Raw genomic sequence first — 18,438 nt, forward strand, 5'->3', positions numbered from 1 at the left:
ACGCGGCACACCACCAGACTACACCCAAGTCGACCTTAACTGAACGGTATTGAGGTTAGCAGAGGTTAGCAGGACAGCAGACACCACCAAAGCTTGCTGTCTGCAATGGATCCCGGCGCGCACAGCAAGGCGTGTGCGCGGCACGTCTTCGGCACCCGCAGGCCAGAATCCGGCATGTCGCCCATACGGCCGATTGCCCAACGGTTCTCCCCTGGTCCATCCTGACCAGCGATACGATAGGAGAAACCCACATATGACGAGCCCCCCCCCCAACAGCTGGGGGACAACTCACCCGCTGAGGTAGGTAACCAAAAGAGTTGGCCGACATGGCCAGTCGTCGCCAGGCTTGTCAGAGGGGGTCGACAGTGGACCTGATCTACCTCTTGCTGAGCGGTATCATCATCATCGCCGCAGTGGTCATAATTTGGTTGGGAAGTCGACCCAGCGCGGGGGTGTCAAGCACCAAGCCCACCCGCATCGGCCATACCTCGGACGGCCAGCCGATTTACCCGATCGTCGGGTACACCCCTGACGGCCAACCCGTAACCGCGGACCGCGCTGTTGGATGGCGGCCGGCGTCAGGCGGCACCAACTCCATGGCCGTCGTCGCGCTTATCATGGGGCTGACCGTCGCCCCGTTGGGAATCGTCTTCGGGCACATCGGGTTGTGTCAGATCAATCGGACCGGGGAAGGTGGCCGTGGCCTCGCCATCGCCGGATTGATTCTGGGCTATATCGGTCTGGCGGCATGGATTGTGCTGATCGTCTTCTATGCCTCGATCTTCACCGGGGGATACTAACGAAATAGGCGTCTGAGGTTGCCGACGATCCCGGAAAACCGAGACTGTCGGCAACCTCAGACCGGTTTCACCTGATCCGCCGCAGTAACCTGGTGACTGTTTCCTCCACCTGCTCAGGTGAGCGGTCGTCAGCGCCGAACAGTAGGCCGACCAGGCGACCGGTGAGCAGGTCGATGAGGTCGGCGGCGTCGGCTTCGGGGGCGGCACTGCCCAGTGCGCCTAACAGGCCGGTGGCGAGGTCGACCGAGAACAGGCACCGCATCAACGCATCACGCAGTTCCGGCTGCTCCCGTACCTCGCCGAGCAGTGCGAACACCGCGAGCGCCTGGTCCCATCGTTCCCCGGTGAGGTTCCGCAACTGCCCGGCGATGAGCGCGGCCGCTCCCTCGGCGGTGACGGGGCCCGCCGACTGCGCCTGTGCGTTGTCGAATGCCGTCCGCGAGTGGACCCGGATGCGTTCGACGACGGCCGCGATGAGTGCGGCCCGGGTGCGGAAGTAGTACGACGTCGAGCCGGCGGGCAGGCCCGCGTGGCGGTCTACGGCCTGGTGGGTCAGTGCCCGCGCACCACCGTCGGCGAGCACCACGATCGCGTGGTCGGTGATCATCGGCCGCCTGTCCCCCGGTCGCACCATCTCGCCTCCCCTACTCGTCGATTGCCGTTCTCCATTACTCTATATTCATAGAGCAATGGAGGTCGCGATGAGACTACGCAATCGCCGAACTCAGGCGGCTCAGTCATTGGCAAGCCGCACCGGCCCACGGTTCCTCGAGTCCGTCGCCGCGTCGGGGATCGTTCTCGACGACGGTCAGCGCCGGGCGATCGACGAGATCGCCGGATCGGAGGAAGCCGGCATCTACCTGTACGGACCCGCCGGGCGCGGAAAGACTGTTCTCGCAACACTGTTCTTCGACGCGATTCCGGAACTGCACAAGGTCCGCATCCATTTCCACAACTTCTTGGCCGACATACAGACCCTGATCGCCCGACACGGCATGTCCCACCAAGAGGCGATACAATCAGTCGTCGGCGAGGCACGTGCGGTGTTCTTCGATGAGTTTCACGTGCACGACGTCGCCGACGCGATCTATCTGACCGAACTGCTGCGAACCCTCTGCGACGGCAGCCGACTGATCATCGCCACCAGCAATTACGCGCCGGCAGATCTCCTGCCGAACCCGTTGTTCCACAGTCGCTTTCTCCCGGCGATCGACCTTATAACCAAGACGATGACGGCGACCACCGTCGGTGACGGACCCGACTACCGGAGGCGGCTCGTCCGTTCGGACAAAGGATTCAGCTCCGGCACATGGATCTCCGGATCGCCGGAGCAGATCACCGATTCCCCGACCCAGGTGCCCCTGAATGCGGACGGCATCGTGCTGCTCGCCACCCATATGACCGACTGGGCGGCGCACTTCACTTTCACCGAACTCTGCGAACGACCAGTGGGCAACCGTCAATACCTTTGGCTAGCAGATAATTTCGATGCCATCACCATGATGGGAGTCCCCAGCCTGGCGTCCGCCGACCGCGACCCACTCATGCGATTGGCCAACCTCGTCGACATCCTGTACGACCGCGACATCCGGCTCGACATCGAATCGGCAGGACCACCCGAACGAATCCTCGACGCGCCTTCCCCACCGCACGATGTCGGTCGAACGCTGAGCAGGCTCCAGTCGCTCCACACGACGTGCGGCGCGCGACTGGCCTAGCCTTGATCGGCAACAGCGGACCAACCTTGCCCTCGGTTCCGGAATCCAGAACCAAGAGCAATATTCTGGCCTATTACAACCCGAATCGGGGGCGTCACGCCGCTTGCGCTATCGGATGCGTTGCGCCGCGAAGCGTGCTGCCGCCGCACTCATCGTCCCGTACAGAACGTGCAGCGCGTTCGGCTGGCCCACCTTGGCGCCGTTGCAGATGGTGTCGCCGGGGATGCAGTAGCGGTAGGTCTTGGCGCGGTACGGCGTTCCGACACGCAGCAGTGGTGTGCCGATGTCCCGCATCCACCGGTCCGACGGCGCCCCGAACAGAATGACCGCTGCGACATGGTCGGCAACCGACGACGGCAGTACCTGTGGCAGATCGGTCAGTTGCCGTTCGTACCTCTCGGGCAGCCGCAATCTCGTCGACGAGGTGGCGTAGGTGGTGACGACCGCGCCCTGCGAGTAACCGCCCAGGACGATCTTCGTCGTCGGGCACACCGACGCGATCCGAGTCATCCGTCTCTGGACCATGCTGATGCCGTCGATCGCGGTCTGCGCGACGTACCGGCGGTTACTGAATCGGTCGGTCGCCTTGTACGGCACACCCCACACGCTCACGCTCTTGCCCGGAAGCTGCCGGCGCAGTTCGGCGCTGAAAGCCAGGCCGGTCAGCCCGACCGGCGGTGCCGTCTCGACGGTGCCACGGGCGAAGAACACCTCGACGTCAGGGCACGACGCCGCGTCGGCACGCCCCTGACCTGCGATCACACCCATCGCGAGCATCGTCGCCAAGCACACCAGCACCACGGCGGACCGTTTGATCATCTGTTGATGCTAGCGCCGGATGGCCGACACTTCGAGAGGCAATTGTCGCAGCACACTCAGTCGACCGGGCCGATGAAGCCCGTGATCTTCTCGATCGTCTCCTCCGGACTGTCAACTTGCAGGAAGTGGCCGGCGCCCTCGATGACATGAGCGGCGCTGCCGGGTGGGAGCACCGCGCGGGCACGGTCGGCGAAGCCGACGCCGAGGGCGCCGTCGCGGTCGCCGTGGAGGTAGAGAACCGGGATCTGCGGTGGTTCGCCGAAGCGGTCCTGGTAGGCCCGATAACGTTGTGGCACAGACTTGTCCGAGGCGGCGCAGCGGTAGTAGGAGATGGCGGCGGTCCAGCGGTCGGGGGCGCCGATGGCGTCGTAGACGGGGGTGAGGTCGATGTCGCGGCGCACCGACCAGCGTCGCCACAGGAATGGGATGACCTTGCCGGAGGAGCGTTCGGGCAGCGACGGGAGCTGGAAGTACGTGATGTACCAGCTTCGGAGTAGTTGTTTCGGGAGCAGTACCGGCAATGACCGACGGACACCCAGACCGCGGATCGGATAGAACACCGGGATCGGTGGCACCGACATCAGCACCGCTTTACGAAACGGGTTATCGGGCAAGGACGCCAGCACGCCCGCGATGATCGCGCCCCAGTCGTGGCCGATCACCACGTCATGATCGGTCGGGCCGAGTTCGTCGACGACGCGCAGCGCATCGTCCATCAGCGCACCGACGTGGTAGCTGCCGTCGGAGGCGAGGTCCGATGGTGCATACCCGCGCAGGTACGGCGCGACGACGCGCCAACCGTCATCGGCCAGGCGTTGCGCCGTCGGCACCCACGTTTCCGGAGCGTCGGGAAAGCCGTGCAGCAACAGGGCAATCGGGCGGTCCCGATCACGAACTTCCGACGACGACCAGCACAACGCGCGTAAAGTGCCCGCGGCACCCTCGACCTCGATGACCTCGGGTTCAGTCGTCACACCATCTCCTTCTCCACAACCGGATCTCGCACCGCTGCTACCCGGCCGCCCGTCGCGACTCCAACAGTGAACACCACCGCCAGGACGAAACAGGCCAGAGCGTACGGCACGCTGCCGGCAACCCGCTCGTCGACCGAACCCGCCGGCAAGCCGGGCAATTCCGAACCCCACAGCCCTGCGAACACCGCGCAGTACGCACCGGCCGCAGCAACGACATAGCGGCGGGCGGTGTCGTCGTCGGGATGGCCCGACAACCTGTTGCGACACCACTCAACGGGCAGCACCGCGAAAGCGACCACGGCGAAAACGACGACGAATGCCATCATCACCAGCGTCTGCGCGGCAGTGTTGGGGTCGCCGCCGATCATGCCCGCGACGATTCCCGGGATTCCGGCGACCAGTACAACCAGCGTCGTCAGCACGCCGCTGAGAACGATGCCGCCGGCCACACGAAGCGGCCCCTGCGGTGCTCTACCGGTGACGAAGGTGCGGACCAGAAAGGTCAGCGCGGCCGGACCTACCGTCGCGAACATGAACACGCTGGCCACTGGAACCGACCCGATCACCGCCGCGATATTCTTCTCTTCAGGATTCCACGCCCACCATTTCAATTGCGGGCCAAGATGATCGAAGACCTCGTAGAAGCAGTGGTGTACGAACCCGACACACATTGATCCGGCGAGCAGCCCGCGTCGGCGGAATACACCGAAACTCCGCACACCCTCGTAACTCAGCACAGCCATCGCCGGGTAGAGGCACAGAATGTAGAGCGGCATCCGGTCGAACATGAACTCGACCGTGAACACGTTGTGCACGAATGCGGTCTTCAGGTGGTCTTCCACTCCGAATTGCGCGGGGAAATATACCGGCGGTTCCATCGCCATCAGATAGACCACCGAACCGAGCCATAGTGCGCCCGGTGTCACGTCGCCGGCCCGCCATCGCCGAACAGCTTGTGCCGCAGCGGCAATCGCCAAAGACACCAACAGCAGCTCCACCACGGGCAACGTCCAGTTGGCCAGATCCAGCGGGTTGCGCACATTCACGACGGGCCGCACATCGGCACAGGAGAAGCCGAGTTCGTCAGCCATCGAGGCGAAGTCGGTAGGACACGGACCTGCCATCTACGTCGTCCCACTTCGTGCGGCCAAGCCGCCGTACCAGTGTGCGACATCGTCACCACGCCGGTAGCGCTCGAACCAGATCTCAGCGAAAGCCGGCAGCGGTTCCTTCTCCGGATTGTGAAAGGGTGTCTGGCTCAACAGGACCCGCACACCGCTGGTGATCTTCTGGCGCCAGGGCACTTCACCGAGAGCAGGTTGCACGGGAACAGTCGCAGGTTTGAGCCCGGGAATTCGGGACAGCAGTGCGGTCCGCATGCTCAAGGCCGGTTTGATGTCGTGCGCATTCATACCGCGTTCGGCGAACGGCACATGCTCGTTCATGCCGTCGGCGACGATCCGCGCGGCGGCGAGCAGGTGCCTGGCGATCGACGGCAGCACCCGCACCCGGTACCAGTCGTCGTGCACGACGGCGTCATAGATCACCAGGGCTGAACTCCGGTGCTCCACCTCTTCGACAAAGTGCCACAACAGAAGTGACGACACCCGATCATCTCCGGTGCGGAACAGCACGTCCTCGTTGTCGAGAAGAAGTTTGAAGAACGGGGTGAACGTCGCCTCCAGGTCCGCGATGTAGGCGAGCCGGTAATTGAGCGGCTTGGTGTCGGTGATCTCCTCGAAGGAGGCGATGACATCGTCGAACGTCTGCTGCAGACCCGGATAGTGACACACCAGCGACTTGAGATGTCGGCGATGACACGCCGAGTGCTGGGCCTCCTGCCGTAGGAAGTCCTTGGCCTCCTGCGCCACGTCGTCGTCGGCGATGAGCGGAATGGCCTCGCGCACGGCGGCGACGATCATCTGCTCGAACGCCACCGCATACACCGACACCACATTCATGAAAGTCGAGAAGGCGACGTTGCGCGGATTCCACACGAACGGCACATCGTCGCCGAACTCGAACGGAATTCTGCGTACTTCGAGCGTCGCCATCGGCCACTCCCTGCGTGATCTGAACCACACCAACAGTGACGAGATTGACACTATATGACTTAGTTGTCAATCACTCGAGTTGGCGGTGCAGTCCCATCGCAGGCACCAGCACCTTCGTCAGGTAAGCGCGCAGACTATCGTCGCTGCTGCCGGACGGCCCCTCGAAAGTCATCAGCGAGATCACGAAGCGCAGGAACGTCTCCGTCATCTCCTTCAGATCACCGGTGAGGTCAGGTCGATATCCCAGGACGGGTTCCAGGTATCCGCGGGCCAAAGCCAGCGCATCCGTATCCAGCAGCCGACGACGCGCGGCCGGTTGTTCCAGGACTGTGATCATCGGCGAGATGGCCGGGTTGGCGGTGAACTCCCGGACCACCGACAGGCACAACTCCACCACGAATTCCTCGGCGGTGCCAGCAGTGCGGGCGAGCGCTACGAGACGATCTCCGGCGTCGGTGACCGCCCGCTCCAGGGCGATCTCGACGATCTCCTCCTTGGTGGAAAAATACTTGTACACCGTCTGCCGCGACACCTGTGCCTCACGCGCGATCACCGTCAGCGAGGTGTGTTCCAGTCCGTACGTGGTGAGAGTCCGGATCGCGGCCTCGATGATCCGCGACCGGGGATCCTCCGGCTGCCCCTGACCGCCCCAGGCGACCCGCCGCGGACCACGAGTCTCCGAAGTCACCTTCATCCTTTCGACGCCGCCACCACGGTAGGCATACCACACCCGGCGATGTCCTCCGCCCGGACGGACAGGCCGGCAAGACCCTGTTCCCTCCCGGCACGTGCGGTAACGTTCACCTGCAAATTCGGGTACACCCCCACACCTTGCCAACCACTCACAGATGAGAGTCTCCATGCGCGACTTCTATCCGGCGATCGCACCCTATGACTCCGGGCTCCTCGACGTCGGAGACGGTCAGCTCGTCTACTGGGAGACATCTGGTTCTCCCGGCGGCAAACCCGTCGTGTTCGTGCACGGCGGACCCGGCGGCGGCACCGGTCCCGCCCAGCGCCGCTTCTTCGACCCCGACAGGTACCGGATCGTGCTGTTCGATCAGCGGGGCTGCGGACAGTCCCGCCCGCACATCGCCGACGGCGCCGACCTGTCGGTGAACACCACCGGCCACCTGATCGCCGACATGGAACTCCTGCGCACGCATCTGGGCATCGAACGCTGGCAGGTGTTCGGCGGCTCGTGGGGTTCGACGCTGGGTCTGGCGTACGCCCAAACCCATCCCGAACGGGTTACCGAGCTGGTACTGCGCGGGATCTTCCTGCTGCGGCGCAGCGAGATCGACTGGTACTACAACGGCGGTGCCGCCAACATCTATCCCGACCTGTGGGAGGGATATCTGGCTCCGATCCCCGAATCCGAACGCGGCGGCGACCTGGTGGCCGCCTATCACCGGCTGCTCACCTCCGACGACCCGGAGGTGGCCCAGCGGGCGGCGTCAGCGTGGACCGCATGGGAACAGTCGACCAGTCACCTGCTCCCCCAGCCGACCAATGGCTCCGAGGGCTCCCGGTTCGACCTGGCGTTCGCCACCATCGAGAACCACTACTTCGTCAACGGCGGATTCCTCACCGACGGACAGCTTCTGGCGAACATCGACCGCATCAGCCATATCCCCGGCGTCATCGTGCAGGGCCGCTACGACGTGGTGTGCCCAGCGCGTAGCGCCTGGGACCTGCACCGCGCCTGGCCCAAAGCCCAACTCCACATAGTCGACGACGCCGGCCACGCCTCCTACGAACCAGGCATCAAACACCACCTCATCGAGGCCACCGACCGGTTCGCCCAACTCTGATCACGCAACTTTCCGGAGGTCTGGCAGTTCGCGCGGACATATGCCCGAGCGAACCGCCATTTCACCAGAAATTCTCCGGCTTACCGGCCACCGCCGCCAGTAGAATCGGGCAAGGTGGGCAAGACAAAGGAGTCGCGGTGGCCGCATCCGAGCAGATCGAGGTCGAACTCAAGTTTGATGTGGAAGCAGGAACCGAGCCCCCCGATCTCCGGGCGCTGCCCGGCGTCGTCGGCGCCCGCGAGCCGGAGACCTTCACGCTCGACGCCACCTACTTCGACACCGAGAACCTGGATCTGGCGGGCAACAAGATCACCATGCGCCGCCGCACCGGCGGATACGACGCAGGCTGGCATCTCAAGCGTCCCGCCGACACCGCCGGTGCCCGCCGCGAGTTGCGGGTGGGCTTCGACGAGGCCCCCGACAATGACACACCACCGGCAGCGCTGATCGATCCGGTGCGGGTGCTCGTCCGCACCCGGCCGCTGATCCCCGTGGCAGCGATCTCCACCCAGCGCACGGTCACCATCCTGCTCGGGGAAGGCGACGAACCGATCGCCGAGCTGGCCGCCGATCTGGTGACCGCACGGTCGTTACTTCCCGGTGGACATACTCAGCAATGGTCGGAGTGGGAGTTCGAGCTACTCGGTGACTCCGGCAATGCGCGCCTGCTCAAGGCCGCAACTCGGACGCTCACGAAGGCCGGCGCCCGGGAACCGTCGAGTGTGTCGAAGTTGGCTCGTGCGATCGGATCCACGCCGGCGGTCTCCACGGCGGTGCCGGAGCTCGGAAAGCACCCGACCGCACTGGATCTGGTGCTCACCAATCTCACAGTCCATCGCAACTCGCTCATCGAGTGGGATCCGAAAGTACGGGTTGATGCCGATGACGCGGTCCACCAGATGCGGGTGTCCTCACGACGGCTGCGCAGTGTGCTCACCGGTTTCAAGGAGGTTCTCGACGCCGAGAAGACCGCCCATCTCAACGGTGAGCTGAGGCTGCTGGCCCGCATTCTGGGCGACGCCCGCGACAGCGAGGTGCAGATCGGCATCGACGTCTCCTTGCTGGAGGGTGAGGACGTGTCGGATGCACTGCGCGAGGCGCTGATCGGCCAGGAGAGGGCCGACCACGACCGTGCGGTGCAGGTGGCTCACCGGGCCATGAATTCGAACCGATATTTCGCGTTGCTCGACGCCATCGACGAACTCATCGCCGATCCGCCCACCGGACCACGTGCCGACGACACCGCCGAGGTGGCCGCCGACAGGTCGATCAGACGCAGCCGCAGGCGAATTCGCCGGGAGCAGAACTTGCTCGCCTCTCTCCCCGAAGGATCGGACGAGTGGTTCGAACAGCTTCATGTGGTACGCAAGAAGGCCAAGCGGCTTCGGTACCGGGCCGATGCGGTGGCAGCGCTGGGCAAATCACGTCATGAGCGGGCAGGCAAGGTGGCCAAGGTGATTCAGTCGGCGCTCGGCGATGTGAACGACGCGCGCCTCAACCGTAAGCGGATCGCCGAGTTGGTGGCACAGGCACAATCGGGATCATTGGCGCTGGAGCCCAGGGATCTGTTCGTCCTCGGTCGTGTCGATGCCAGGCAGACAGCGGCGATCGACCACGCGATCGCCGCCTACAGTTCGGCGATCAAGGATTTGTGACCGGGCTGAAACGCACCTGACGTTTCACCGGGTCCGCCGCCGACAGCACGACGTCCAGGCGGGTGCCGGGTTGCGGCGCACCGTCGCACGGCGCGATTACCGCCGGGGTGTCGATGAACACCTCGGCCGGTCGGCGGTCACCGCCCGCGCGTGTAGCAACAGCGGAGAACTGTTGTCCTACTTGGTCTTCCAGAACGATTGCTTCGGCCAGGTCGACGCTGAGCCGGTCGGCGGACGAGCAGCGCGAGTCGGCCGCGCGCAGGATCTTGGGCAGCGTCGGCAACGCTCTGCTCACCCAGTCCGGCACCGGCGCGCCTGCGGTCACCGACAGGCACACCTCGGTGGCGAACCGGTCACCGAGCCGACGTAGTGGCGCGGTGACGTGCGCGTACTGTCCGGCGATGGCGGCGTGGCGGGTGTCGGCGGCGGATACCGGTTCACCGTGAACCGCGTCGATGAGTACTCCATCGGCACCGCGGCCGAGGACCAGATAGTCGGCCCCCCGCATCAGCGAGGTGGCCGCGTTCATCAATGCAAGGGTCGACGGCTGTTCGGCCGCAAGGCCTTTGAGGAAACGTCCGGGTGAATACCCGTCGGGCCAGGTCACGCCGAGCGCCGACGCCGTGGCCCGCAGAGTGTCGACGGCCTCCGGTTTGCCCGCCGGCAGCGTACGCAGCAGACCGACCCCGGCGTCGGCCATGATCTTTCCGGCGCACGTCCCGGTCAACAGCGACAGTTGCGAGTTCCAGCCGTCCGCGGGTGTGCGCGGGGCCAGTTCCACCGACCAGCCGTCGCCACCGCGCACCACCTCCTGATCGGGCAGGTCGAGGTCGACGGCCCCGCGATCGAGCGCGACGCGGGCACGCAGTTCGCCGAAGTCGGGCAGCGCCGCGATCGACGGATGCAAGGTCCCCGCCACCGCATCGGCGGCGACCCCGGCGTAGTTCAGTTTGGCCACCGACCGTACGGTGGCTCGGCGCACCCGCACATCCATGGGCTCCCCGGACGCCGACACCCGGATGGTCCACAGCACGCACGGCCGGATCTGGTCGGGCAGCAGTGATCCGGCGCCTTCGGACAGCTCCCGCGGGTGCAGCGGCACCGACCCGTCCGGGAAATACACGGTCGTGCCGCGCCTGCGGCTTTCCTGATCGAGGGCGCCCTCGGGCTCGATGAGCGCGGCGACGTCGGCGATGGCGTAGTCGATGACGAAATCACCGCCGTCGCGGGCGATGTGCACGGCCTGGTCGAGGTCCATCGACGTCGGTGGGTCGATGGTCACCAGCGGCAGGTCGGTGCGGTCCTCGCGTTCGCCCGCATGTCGGTCGACGGCACCCCGCGCCTCGGCGAGTACGTCGTCGGCGTAGTCCTCGGCCACCCCGAGTTCGGTGCGGATGGCCGCGAAGTCGATGTCGGGTGCCCAGAAGCGACGATGCATACCCACCGACCTTAGTGCCCCCGGCCGTCACCCCGGCCTATTGGTGGAATCGCCGGGCCATCCCCACGTCCGCGTCGACGTCGCGTTCGCCAGCCCGTCGTGGACGGACGCCCCTTGCCGACGCAGATCGGGGTTGCCCTCGCTTATAACCCCGCTACCGCAGCGCCAGAATCGCCGACAGCGACGGTGCCCGAACTTCCCGAGCCAGATCTTCCACCGCGACAAGCACATCCATAGATGGAGTGACCTTGCCCGCGAGGTAGGAGTTCAGCCGGGAGCGCGAGGTGCCGATCCGGTCGGCCACCTCCGCTTGGGTCATCCGGGTACCTGCGAACGCCATGCGCAATCGGTCGACAGCACGCTCGGATGGGGACTTCCTCTTGTCTGCGAGCATCGCGTCGAGCAGGATGACCGTCGAATCCGATTCCGCCGCTTCCGCTGCCTCGCGGTACACCTGTTCCAAGTCCGGATTCGCGTGAACCGCGATCACGAGTTTCGCCCAGTCACGGGCGTAGCCGCGGTCGATCGCCGCAAGGATCCCCTCGAATCCCCAGTCCTCGACCGGATCATCGGGGGTGACGCCGATATTGCGGAACTTCAGAGCCATTGCGCGCTTCCTTCACTCATCCATTGACGACATCCGCCGCCAATGCCACGCACTCGGCCACCACGTCATCCCACTTCCGCCACCGAGGTTCGAGTGCCTTGTAGGTGGGTAGGTCCCGAATGCTGCGGGAATCCTTCGGTCGGGGATCGGCAAGCTGTCTGGCCAGTTGTGACTGCACCGGCCGATCATCGGGATGAGTGTCGTCGGAATAGTACTCGTCGATCCGTGCCAGAGTGACACCCACTGATTCCCTGCCGAACCTGCCCGACAGTGCAGCCAGATCGAGATAGTCGCGCATCTGATTCCGTTTCACAATCAGATATGCCTTTATTCGGGCAATCTCGTCGACAGTGGGCACTGTCAGGCGCGCACCCGATGGCAAGTCAACGCGCTGGACCTCCAGCGGGCGCTTCCTGATGAGCTGCCGGACACCTGCCTCGATTCCGCCGAGCTCGCCGAGGATGATCTTGCCCGGAACCGCGCGGTTCAGTACGAAGTCCCCGTCTCGGTCGAGCGCGTCAAGTACGGCATCGAAGCGGTCACGCAGATCTGCCAGTACGTGATCATGGTCGGTGGAAAGCCGGTGCTGCGCGTAGTAGGCGGCAGCAGATCCACCTACGAGCACTGCGTCGGGAACAAGCTGCTGCAGCCTCGCAGCAGATTCGAGAACGATGGCGAGGCCAGGAGGTTTCGCCGGTACACCAGAACGAGAGTCATCGACGTCCACGCATCAAATGTATCAGATCCGATACATTCGATGCGTGAGCGAACGAGTCGGCGTGTAAGCCGGATCCTGTGCCCACGCCAGGCGTGGGCGGCGACCATCCATCTGGGCACACCGTCACCGGGTACCTCAAGCGGCCCACCCGCAGGCTCGGGCGAGCAGCCCTCGAACACCTGCGCACCCGCACCGGGAAGGTGCGGGCTTCAGCCTTGCTCCGGGTGGGGTTTACCTAGCCGGCGCGGTCACCCGCGTCGCTGGTGCGCTCTTACCGCACCGTTTCACCCTTACCTGCGGCACCGAGATGCCGTCGGCGGTCTGTTTTCTGTGGCACTGTCCCGCGGGTCACCCCGGGTTGCCGTTGACAACCACCCTGCTCCGTGGAGTCCGGACTTTCCTCGGCACACGGCGTGCCCGGTGACCGGTCGTTCCGTGCGCCGCGGCCGCCCGGCCGACTCGTTCGCCCGTTCAGGATAGACGGGCCCGAAACTGGTCCTAGAGGTGGCTTGTGTCGTTGACGAGTTTCACCACGGAACCGCCGTCGGGATAGAACTCGACGACCGACACCGATGCCAGGTCGAGGTGGATGCTGTAGAGCACCTCGGTGCCGGCGCGCAGCGCGTCGCGCAGGAGCGTCTTGATCGGTGTCACATGCGAGACGACGAGGACTGTCTGCCCCGGAAACCGTTCCAGCAGAGACTGTTTGACGCCGCCGATCCGGTCGGCGACGGCCGCGAAGCTCTCTCCACCCGGCGGCGGCAGAGTCACATCGCCGAGCCATTCGCGGTGCAGTTGCGGGTCGCGGGCGGCGGCTTCGAGAAACGTCAGTCCCTCCCACTGACCGAAGTCCGTTTCCGTCAGCCCGTCGACGACCTCCACGTCGAGACCGTTCACGTCGGCGACGGCCTGCGCCGTGGCGCGCGCCCGGGCCAGCGGCGACGAGACGATCGCGGAGATGGACGTATCGACGCCGAGGCGCTTACCCGCGGCCGCGGCCTGGGTGCGGCCCAGGTCGGTCAGTTCAGGATTGCCGCGTCCGGAGTAGCGTCGCTCCACCGACAGCGCCGTCTGCCCGTGCCGCAACAGCACGAGCCGCGTCGGGGCCTGTCGTTGTCCCTGCCAGGTCGGTGTGGACGGCTTCTGTTCACTCATCGCCCTAGAGACCCGACTCGGAGGTGCGGACCAGGATCGTGCCGCACTCGTCGCAACGCACCACCTCGTCGTCGGCAGACGCGGTAACCTTCGCGATGAACCCGCGGTCGAGTTCCATGCCGCAGCCACCGCAACGCCGGGCGCGCAGCAGGGCCGCACCGGCGCGGCCCTGTGAGCGCTCCCGGTCGTAGATCGCGAGCAACGCCGCATCGACACCGGCGACGACCTCACCACGACGCTGCGCCTTCACCTCGCGGTCGGCGGCGAGCTTGCTCAGTGCAGCGTCGCGGCGGGCGGTGGCCTCGGCGACCTTGGTGTCGAAGTCCAGGACGGTGGCCTGTGCGCGTTCACTTTCCGCGCCGACAGCCTCCTGCTGTTCCATCACCGACAGCAACTCGTCCTCCAGCACCGACCGCCGCCGGCCCAGACCTGCGAGTTCATGCTGCAGTTCGGTGAGCGCCTTGGGTGCGAGCTTGCCCGACTGCAGCAGCGCGGTGTCCTTGGCCTCACGGGCACTCATCCCGTTGATCTCCGAATCGATGCGCTTGTATTCGCGTTCGAGGTCCTCGGAGGCGATCTCGGCGCGCACCAGATCGTCGCGCGCGGCGTCGCGCTGCTTGGCCAGTTCGGCGAGCTCGGCGTCCTCGGGGAGGGTGCGGGTGCGATGGGCAATGCGGGCCAGCTCAGCATCGAGATCAGCCAGATCGAGGAGCTGTCTCTGTGCACCGGAACTAGCCTTCATCGTGGCCTGCTTTCATCTGGTATTCGACCGTCAACTGATCGATTGTGTCACCTGTCGTTCACCGGGCCAATCGCGCTACCGCCCGACGGCACTCACTGTCCCGGGCCGCAGTGGATGGCGAACGGGTCGGTGGGCTGAGCGAACACTTCAGCCACAATTCCGGCGCGCTCGTGCAGCAGTTCCGCCGCGTACGCGCACCATGGGAACTCGGTGGCCCAGTGCCCCGCGTCGACAAGGACGGGCCCGCCTCCGCGCATGGCCTCGTCGGCCGGGTGGTGGCGCAGGTCGCCCGTCAGGTACAGGTCGGCACCGGCCGCCTTGGCCGCACCTAGCAGCGAATCTCCCGCGCCGCCGCATACCGCTACGGTCGTGATCATCGTCGCCGGATCACCGGTTGCGCGAACTCCCCATGGCCCGTTCAGTTTCCGCTGGGCGAGTGCGACGAACTCACCGGCGGTCATCGGATGCGGCAGGTGGCCGACCCGGCCGAGACCGAGGTCGCTGTCGGTGCCGGCGAGTTCGAGGATGTCGAAGGCCGGTTCTTCGTAAGGGTGTGCCGCTCGCAACGCGGCGAGAACCTTGCGGCGCAGGCCGCGTTCGGCGACCATCTCCACCCGCGCCTCGTCGACGCGCTCGCGCTTCCCGATGGTCCCGATCGCCGGGTTGGCCGCCGCCTGCGGTTCGAACTGCCCGACGCCCACCACCGACCACGAGCAGTCCCGGTACTCACCGATCGCACCCGCACCCGCGGCGAACATCGCCTCGCTGACCTGATCGCTGCTGCCCTCGGGCACCATCACCACCCACTTGTCCATCGGGCGGAGCGGCTGCGGACTCAGCGGCACCGTGTCGAGGAGCCCGAACTCGGCGGCGAGGGCGTCGGATACCCCGGGCCGGGCGCTGTCGGCGTTGGTGTGAGCGGTGAACAGAGCGATCCCGGCGCGGATCAGCCGGTGGATGATCCTGCCTTTGGGGGTGTCGGCGGCGACGGAGTCGACTCCCCGCAGCAAGAGCGGATGGTGCGCGAGGATCAATCCCGCACCGTCGGCGATCGCCCGGCCGACGACTCGGTCGGTGACGTCGACGCACACCAGGGCCCGCGCCACCGGTTCGGCGGGGTCGCCGCACACCAGACCCACCGAATCCCAGGACTCGGCCAGTCGGCGTGGATATACCTCGTCGAGGACGTCGATGATCTGCGCGAGTGTCGGGACCGTGTTCTCACTCATGGACTTCACCCTGTCACCGACCCGGACCGCCGCACAACGGCCCGCACGTGGCGCAATTCTTCGAGCAGGTGGGCGGTGGTCTCCTCGTCCCGAACGGCCAGGCGCAAATATCCGGGTCCGAGGCCGACGAAGTTGGCGGCGCTGCGCACCGCGATCCCCCGGCGCCGCAGTTCGTCCTTCACCTCGAGACCGTCGGCGAGTTCGATGAGCACGAACGGCCCGTCGGGTTCGACCGCGGGCTCGATGCCGATGTCGCGCAGACCGGCCAGCAGGTGGGTCCGTTGCGCCACGACCCGCGTCGCGACCTCGTCGCAGTAGGCCTGCCCTCGCTCGCCCACACATTCGGCGAGCGCGACCAGTGACAGCGTGCCGAGCGCCCATGGCCTGCGCCCCACCGACAGTCGCTCGATGATCTGCGGAGATGCCAGTAGATACCCGGCACGCAGACCGGCCAGACCGAAGGTCTTGGTGATCGAGCGCAACACGATCACATCCGGCCAACGCCGCGACGCCACAGATTCCGGTTCCCGCTCCCCCGCCACCGCATCGAGGGTCAGGTCGGCGAACGCCTCGTCGACGACAACCAGCCGGCCCGGTGCCCGCAACGCCTCGATCGTGGCTACCGGATGCAGCACCGACGTCGGGTTGGTCGGGTTGCCGAGCAGCACCAGGTCGGCAGCGTCGGGAATGCGTCGCGCAATGTCCTCGGTATCGAGCCGCCACGGCCGGTCGAGGACGACCTGGGTGATGGGCACGCCGGCTGCCCGCAGCGCGATCTCGGGTTCGGTGAACGACGGCTGGATGAGCGCGGCGTGCCGGATACCCAGGCGTGGAAGCAGTTCGAACCCCTCCGCGGCGCCGGACAGCAGCAGTATCTCCGCTGCGGGCCGTTCGTGGGCCGCAGCGATCGCAGCGACCGCGCGAGCCTCGTCGCCGGTCGTCGGATAGCGCGCCAGATCGGGCAGCCGGGCGGCAAGTGCGTCGAGCACGAACTTCGGTGGCCCCTCTCGGACATTGACTGCGAAATCAGCCATTCCTTCGACGCTGTCGCTGTCGCCGTGCCGCTCCGGCGCGAATAGCTCGGCGTTCACCTGGACCTCCGTCCTGGGCCGCAGCGGGTACGGGCGTCCCACAAAGCCGAAATAGGGGTGCTGTCCCCAGAATTGGGGACCTCGATGTGCCTGCGCCGCTCCACACGTGCACGATAGAGGGCGTGTACGACAGCGCACCCGAACACCTCAAACCCGAGCGCAACACCCCCGGCGGCCTCGCCGTGCCCGCACCCGCCGACTCCGGCACGCTGCTGCTGCTCGACCTCGACGGCACCCTCACCGACAGCTTCGCCGGGATCGCCAACACCTTCGCCCACGCCCTCGACGCCGTCGGGCTGCCCCCGGCCCCGCCCGAGGTCGTCGCGGGCGTGGCCGGACCGCCGCTGCTCGACACCCTGCACGCGATGGGCCTGGACGAGACCACCGCCGCCGCGGCGATGGCCGCCTACCGTGAGCGGTATTCCGCCGTCGGCTACCTGGAGAACTCGGTGTTCGACGGCATCGCGTCGTTGCTGACCGATCTCACGGCGGCGGGTCGGCGGATGGCTGTGGCCACCTCCAAGAACCAGGCGACGGCCGTCAGGATTCTCGAACACTTCGGGCTCGCGCACCATTTCGAGGTGATCGCGGGTGCCTCCGACGACGGTTCGCGGCGCAACAAGTCGGATGTCATCGGCCATGCCTTGACCGGACTCGGCGTCGATGTCGACGGTTCCGGTGCGGTGGCAACTCCCGTGGTGATGGTCGGCGATCGGTCCCACGACATCGAGGGCGCCGCGGGTTTCGGGATCCCGACCATCCACGTCGAGTGGGGCTATGCGCTCGACGGCGAGGCCGGGTCCGCGGCGTGGAGTGTGCGTTCGATCCTCGAACTCCGTACCCTTCTCGGAGTGTGACGCCCACCACTATGGGCCCGTCACACCCGACAACCTGTTCTCGTGACGGTAATTTCGGATGGGAAACTTCGGTTGTTGTACTGAATAGCCATCGTGTCGTACCCGTGTCCGTGTCCCGCCAGTGGTTTCGAACAGCCTGAGGAAATGCACAGTGTCTGACGATCTACACATCTGCTTTGTCTGCACCGGCAACATCTGCCGCTCCGCGATGGCCCAGAACATCTTCCGGACGGCACTGGTGCGCGCGGGCCTCGACCGCCGGGTGAAGGTCACCAGCTGCGGGACCAGTGGTTTTCACACCGGTGAACCCGCCGACAACCGGGCCCGCACAGAGCTGCTGGCCAACGGATACCCCGACGACCACGTCGCGGCTCAGCTGTCCCCCCTCCACTACGACGCCGACCTGTTCGTCGCCGCCGACCACGGGCACGTCCGCGACCTCGAACGTAAACGTCTCGGCGACCGGGTTCGCCTGCTGCGCAGTTTCGACCCGGCCGTCCGCCCCACCGACCTCGATCTGAGCGACCCCTACTACGGAACGCCGACCGACTTCGCCGAGACCCGGAGACAGATCGAGGCCGCGATCCCCGGACTCATCGAGTGGACGGTCGCGGCCCTCGACCTGTAGCCGGACTGATCAGTCTGGGCCGATCAGTCTGCGCTGATCAGCCCGTGCACATAACGGATCTTGTCGAGGACCGGTCCGGCAAGGACGAACGGGTACATGTCCGGATGCCCCATCGACCGGTTGATCTGGTTGAGCGCCC

General features: G+C 65.9%; 20 protein-coding genes and 1 other RNA gene. 6 read left to right on the top strand and 15 right to left on the bottom strand.

Annotated features, from left to right (window positions below; translation table 11 throughout):
- Positions 1-365: 365 nt before the first annotated feature.
- Positions 366-800, top strand: coding sequence for a DUF4190 domain-containing protein (locus Q0627_RS07940; protein WP_291016748.1), 435 nt, complete (start codon positions 366-368; stop codon positions 798-800).
- Between the two features lie 67 nt (positions 801-867).
- On the opposite strand, the gene Q0627_RS07945 is transcribed toward Q0627_RS07940, so the two are convergent.
- Positions 868-1,434: a TetR family transcriptional regulator gene (locus tag Q0627_RS07945; protein WP_291016751.1), complete on the bottom strand. Its 567-nt coding sequence runs from the start codon at positions 1,432-1,434 to the stop codon at positions 868-870.
- Positions 1,435-1,501: 67 nt separating this feature from the next.
- On the opposite strand from Q0627_RS07945, the gene zapE reads away from it, so the two are divergent.
- Entirely contained in the window at positions 1,502-2,518 is a 1,017-nt protein-coding gene (zapE, locus tag Q0627_RS07950) for a cell division protein ZapE (RefSeq protein WP_291016754.1), read from the top strand.
- A 108-nt stretch (positions 2,519-2,626) separates the two neighbouring features.
- On the opposite strand, the gene Q0627_RS07955 is transcribed toward zapE, so the two are convergent.
- The 5 genes from Q0627_RS07955 to Q0627_RS07975 form a co-directional block, all read right to left on the bottom strand.
- Entirely contained in the window at positions 2,627-3,337 is a 711-nt protein-coding gene (locus Q0627_RS07955; RefSeq protein WP_291016756.1) for a cutinase family protein, read from the bottom strand.
- A gap of 56 nt (positions 3,338-3,393) precedes the next feature.
- Positions 3,394-4,311: an alpha/beta hydrolase gene (locus Q0627_RS07960; protein ID WP_291016759.1), complete on the bottom strand. Its 918-nt coding sequence runs from the start codon at positions 4,309-4,311 to the stop codon at positions 3,394-3,396.
- On the bottom strand, positions 4,308-5,402 hold the full coding sequence (locus tag Q0627_RS07965) for a hypothetical protein (RefSeq protein ID WP_291016762.1): 1,095 nt from the start codon (positions 5,400-5,402) through the stop codon (positions 4,308-4,310). The genes Q0627_RS07960 and Q0627_RS07965 overlap by 4 nt, the downstream gene beginning before the upstream one ends.
- Positions 5,403-5,435: 33 nt before the next feature.
- Positions 5,436-6,365 carry a metal-dependent hydrolase gene (locus Q0627_RS07970; protein ID WP_291016765.1) on the bottom strand — a complete coding sequence of 310 codons (930 nt, stop codon included), beginning with the start codon at positions 6,363-6,365 and terminating at the stop codon, positions 5,436-5,438.
- 70 nt (positions 6,366-6,435) lie between these two features.
- A complete protein-coding gene (locus Q0627_RS07975) occupies positions 6,436-7,053 on the bottom strand; it encodes a TetR/AcrR family transcriptional regulator (RefSeq protein ID WP_291016769.1) in 618 nt (205 codons plus the stop codon).
- A gap of 172 nt (positions 7,054-7,225) precedes the next feature.
- Here Q0627_RS07975 and pip point away from each other — a divergent pair, with 172 nt between their 5' ends.
- Positions 7,226-8,179, top strand: coding sequence for a prolyl aminopeptidase (pip, locus tag Q0627_RS07980; protein ID WP_291016803.1), 954 nt, complete (start codon positions 7,226-7,228; stop codon positions 8,177-8,179).
- A 137-nt stretch (positions 8,180-8,316) separates the two neighbouring features.
- The gene (locus Q0627_RS07985; RefSeq protein WP_291016772.1) at positions 8,317-9,834 is read left to right on the top strand and encodes a CYTH and CHAD domain-containing protein; all 1,518 of its coding nucleotides are present in this window, start codon (positions 8,317-8,319) and stop codon (positions 9,832-9,834) included.
- Here the strand turns inward: Q0627_RS07985 and Q0627_RS07990 are convergent.
- The 8 genes from Q0627_RS07990 to cobC all read right to left on the bottom strand — a co-directional run bounded on the left by Q0627_RS07990 (position 9,821) and on the right by cobC (position 16,814).
- The gene (locus tag Q0627_RS07990; protein ID WP_291016775.1) at positions 9,821-11,272 is read right to left on the bottom strand and encodes an RNB domain-containing ribonuclease; all 1,452 of its coding nucleotides are present in this window, start codon (positions 11,270-11,272) and stop codon (positions 9,821-9,823) included. The two genes, Q0627_RS07985 and Q0627_RS07990, sit on opposite strands and share 14 nt — an antisense overlap.
- Positions 11,273-11,426: 154 nt before the next feature.
- Positions 11,427-11,879 carry a helix-turn-helix transcriptional regulator gene (locus tag Q0627_RS07995; protein ID WP_291016778.1) on the bottom strand — a complete coding sequence of 151 codons (453 nt, stop codon included), beginning with the start codon at positions 11,877-11,879 and terminating at the stop codon, positions 11,427-11,429.
- Between the two features lie 16 nt (positions 11,880-11,895).
- A complete protein-coding gene (locus Q0627_RS08000; RefSeq protein ID WP_291016781.1) occupies positions 11,896-12,606 on the bottom strand; it encodes a hypothetical protein in 711 nt (236 codons plus the stop codon).
- 39 nt (positions 12,607-12,645) lie between these two features.
- An RNA gene (gene rnpB, locus Q0627_RS08005) (RNase P RNA component class A) lies at positions 12,646-13,059 on the bottom strand.
- Between the two features lie 36 nt (positions 13,060-13,095).
- Positions 13,096-13,752, bottom strand: a complete 657-nt coding sequence (locus tag Q0627_RS08010; protein ID WP_291016784.1) for a histidine phosphatase family protein — start codon at positions 13,750-13,752, stop codon at positions 13,096-13,098.
- Between the two features lie 4 nt (positions 13,753-13,756).
- Positions 13,757-14,494, bottom strand: coding sequence for a zinc ribbon domain-containing protein (locus tag Q0627_RS08015; protein WP_291016787.1), 738 nt, complete (start codon positions 14,492-14,494; stop codon positions 13,757-13,759).
- A gap of 92 nt (positions 14,495-14,586) precedes the next feature.
- On the bottom strand, positions 14,587-15,723 hold the full coding sequence (locus Q0627_RS08020; RefSeq protein ID WP_291016790.1) for a Nif3-like dinuclear metal center hexameric protein: 1,137 nt from the start codon (positions 15,721-15,723) through the stop codon (positions 14,587-14,589).
- A 5-nt stretch (positions 15,724-15,728) separates the two neighbouring features.
- Positions 15,729-16,814 carry an Rv2231c family pyridoxal phosphate-dependent protein CobC gene (gene cobC / locus Q0627_RS08025; RefSeq protein ID WP_291016793.1) on the bottom strand — a complete coding sequence of 362 codons (1,086 nt, stop codon included), beginning with the start codon at positions 16,812-16,814 and terminating at the stop codon, positions 15,729-15,731.
- Positions 16,815-16,996: 182 nt separating this feature from the next.
- On the opposite strand from cobC, the gene Q0627_RS08030 reads away from it, so the two are divergent.
- Positions 16,997-17,671 (top strand): HAD hydrolase-like protein, encoded by a 675-nt coding sequence (locus Q0627_RS08030; protein ID WP_298808908.1) that lies wholly within the window; start codon positions 16,997-16,999, stop codon positions 17,669-17,671.
- 151 nt (positions 17,672-17,822) lie between these two features.
- The gene (locus tag Q0627_RS08035) at positions 17,823-18,299 is read left to right on the top strand and encodes a low molecular weight protein-tyrosine-phosphatase (protein ID WP_291016795.1); all 477 of its coding nucleotides are present in this window, start codon (positions 17,823-17,825) and stop codon (positions 18,297-18,299) included.
- A 23-nt stretch (positions 18,300-18,322) separates the two neighbouring features.
- Here Q0627_RS08035 and Q0627_RS08040 read toward each other — a convergent pair.
- On the bottom strand, positions 18,323-18,438 hold a 116-nt coding region (locus Q0627_RS08040), incomplete at its 5' end, for a putative zinc-binding metallopeptidase (protein WP_298808909.1).

Source organism: uncultured Gordonia sp. (assembly GCF_937858515.1).
Taxonomy (GTDB): Bacteria; Actinomycetota; Actinomycetes; order Mycobacteriales; family Mycobacteriaceae; genus Gordonia.

Coding starts and splice junctions, on each gene's coding strand:
- Q0627_RS07945 (WP_291016751.1), bottom strand. CDS start 1,434: ATGGTGCGACCGGGGGACAGGCGGCCGATGATCACCGACCACGCGATC.
- zapE (WP_291016754.1), top strand. CDS start 1,502: ATGAGACTACGCAATCGCCGAACTCAGGCGGCTCAGTCATTGGCAAGC.
- Q0627_RS07955 (WP_291016756.1), bottom strand. CDS start 3,337: ATGATCAAACGGTCCGCCGTGGTGCTGGTGTGCTTGGCGACGATGCTC.
- Q0627_RS07965 (WP_291016762.1), bottom strand. CDS start 5,402: ATGGCTGACGAACTCGGCTTCTCCTGTGCCGATGTGCGGCCCGTCGTG.
- Q0627_RS07970 (WP_291016765.1), bottom strand. CDS start 6,365: ATGGCGACGCTCGAAGTACGCAGAATTCCGTTCGAGTTCGGCGACGAT.
- pip (WP_291016803.1), top strand. CDS start 7,226: ATGCGCGACTTCTATCCGGCGATCGCACCCTATGACTCCGGGCTCCTC.
- Q0627_RS07990 (WP_291016775.1), bottom strand. CDS start 11,272: ATGCATCGTCGCTTCTGGGCACCCGACATCGACTTCGCGGCCATCCGC.
- Q0627_RS07995 (WP_291016778.1), bottom strand. CDS start 11,879: ATGGCTCTGAAGTTCCGCAATATCGGCGTCACCCCCGATGATCCGGTC.
- Q0627_RS08010 (WP_291016784.1), bottom strand. CDS start 13,752: ATGAGTGAACAGAAGCCGTCCACACCGACCTGGCAGGGACAACGACAG.
- Q0627_RS08015 (WP_291016787.1), bottom strand. CDS start 14,494: ATGAAGGCTAGTTCCGGTGCACAGAGACAGCTCCTCGATCTGGCTGAT.
- Q0627_RS08020 (WP_291016790.1), bottom strand. CDS start 15,723: ATGAGTGAGAACACGGTCCCGACACTCGCGCAGATCATCGACGTCCTC.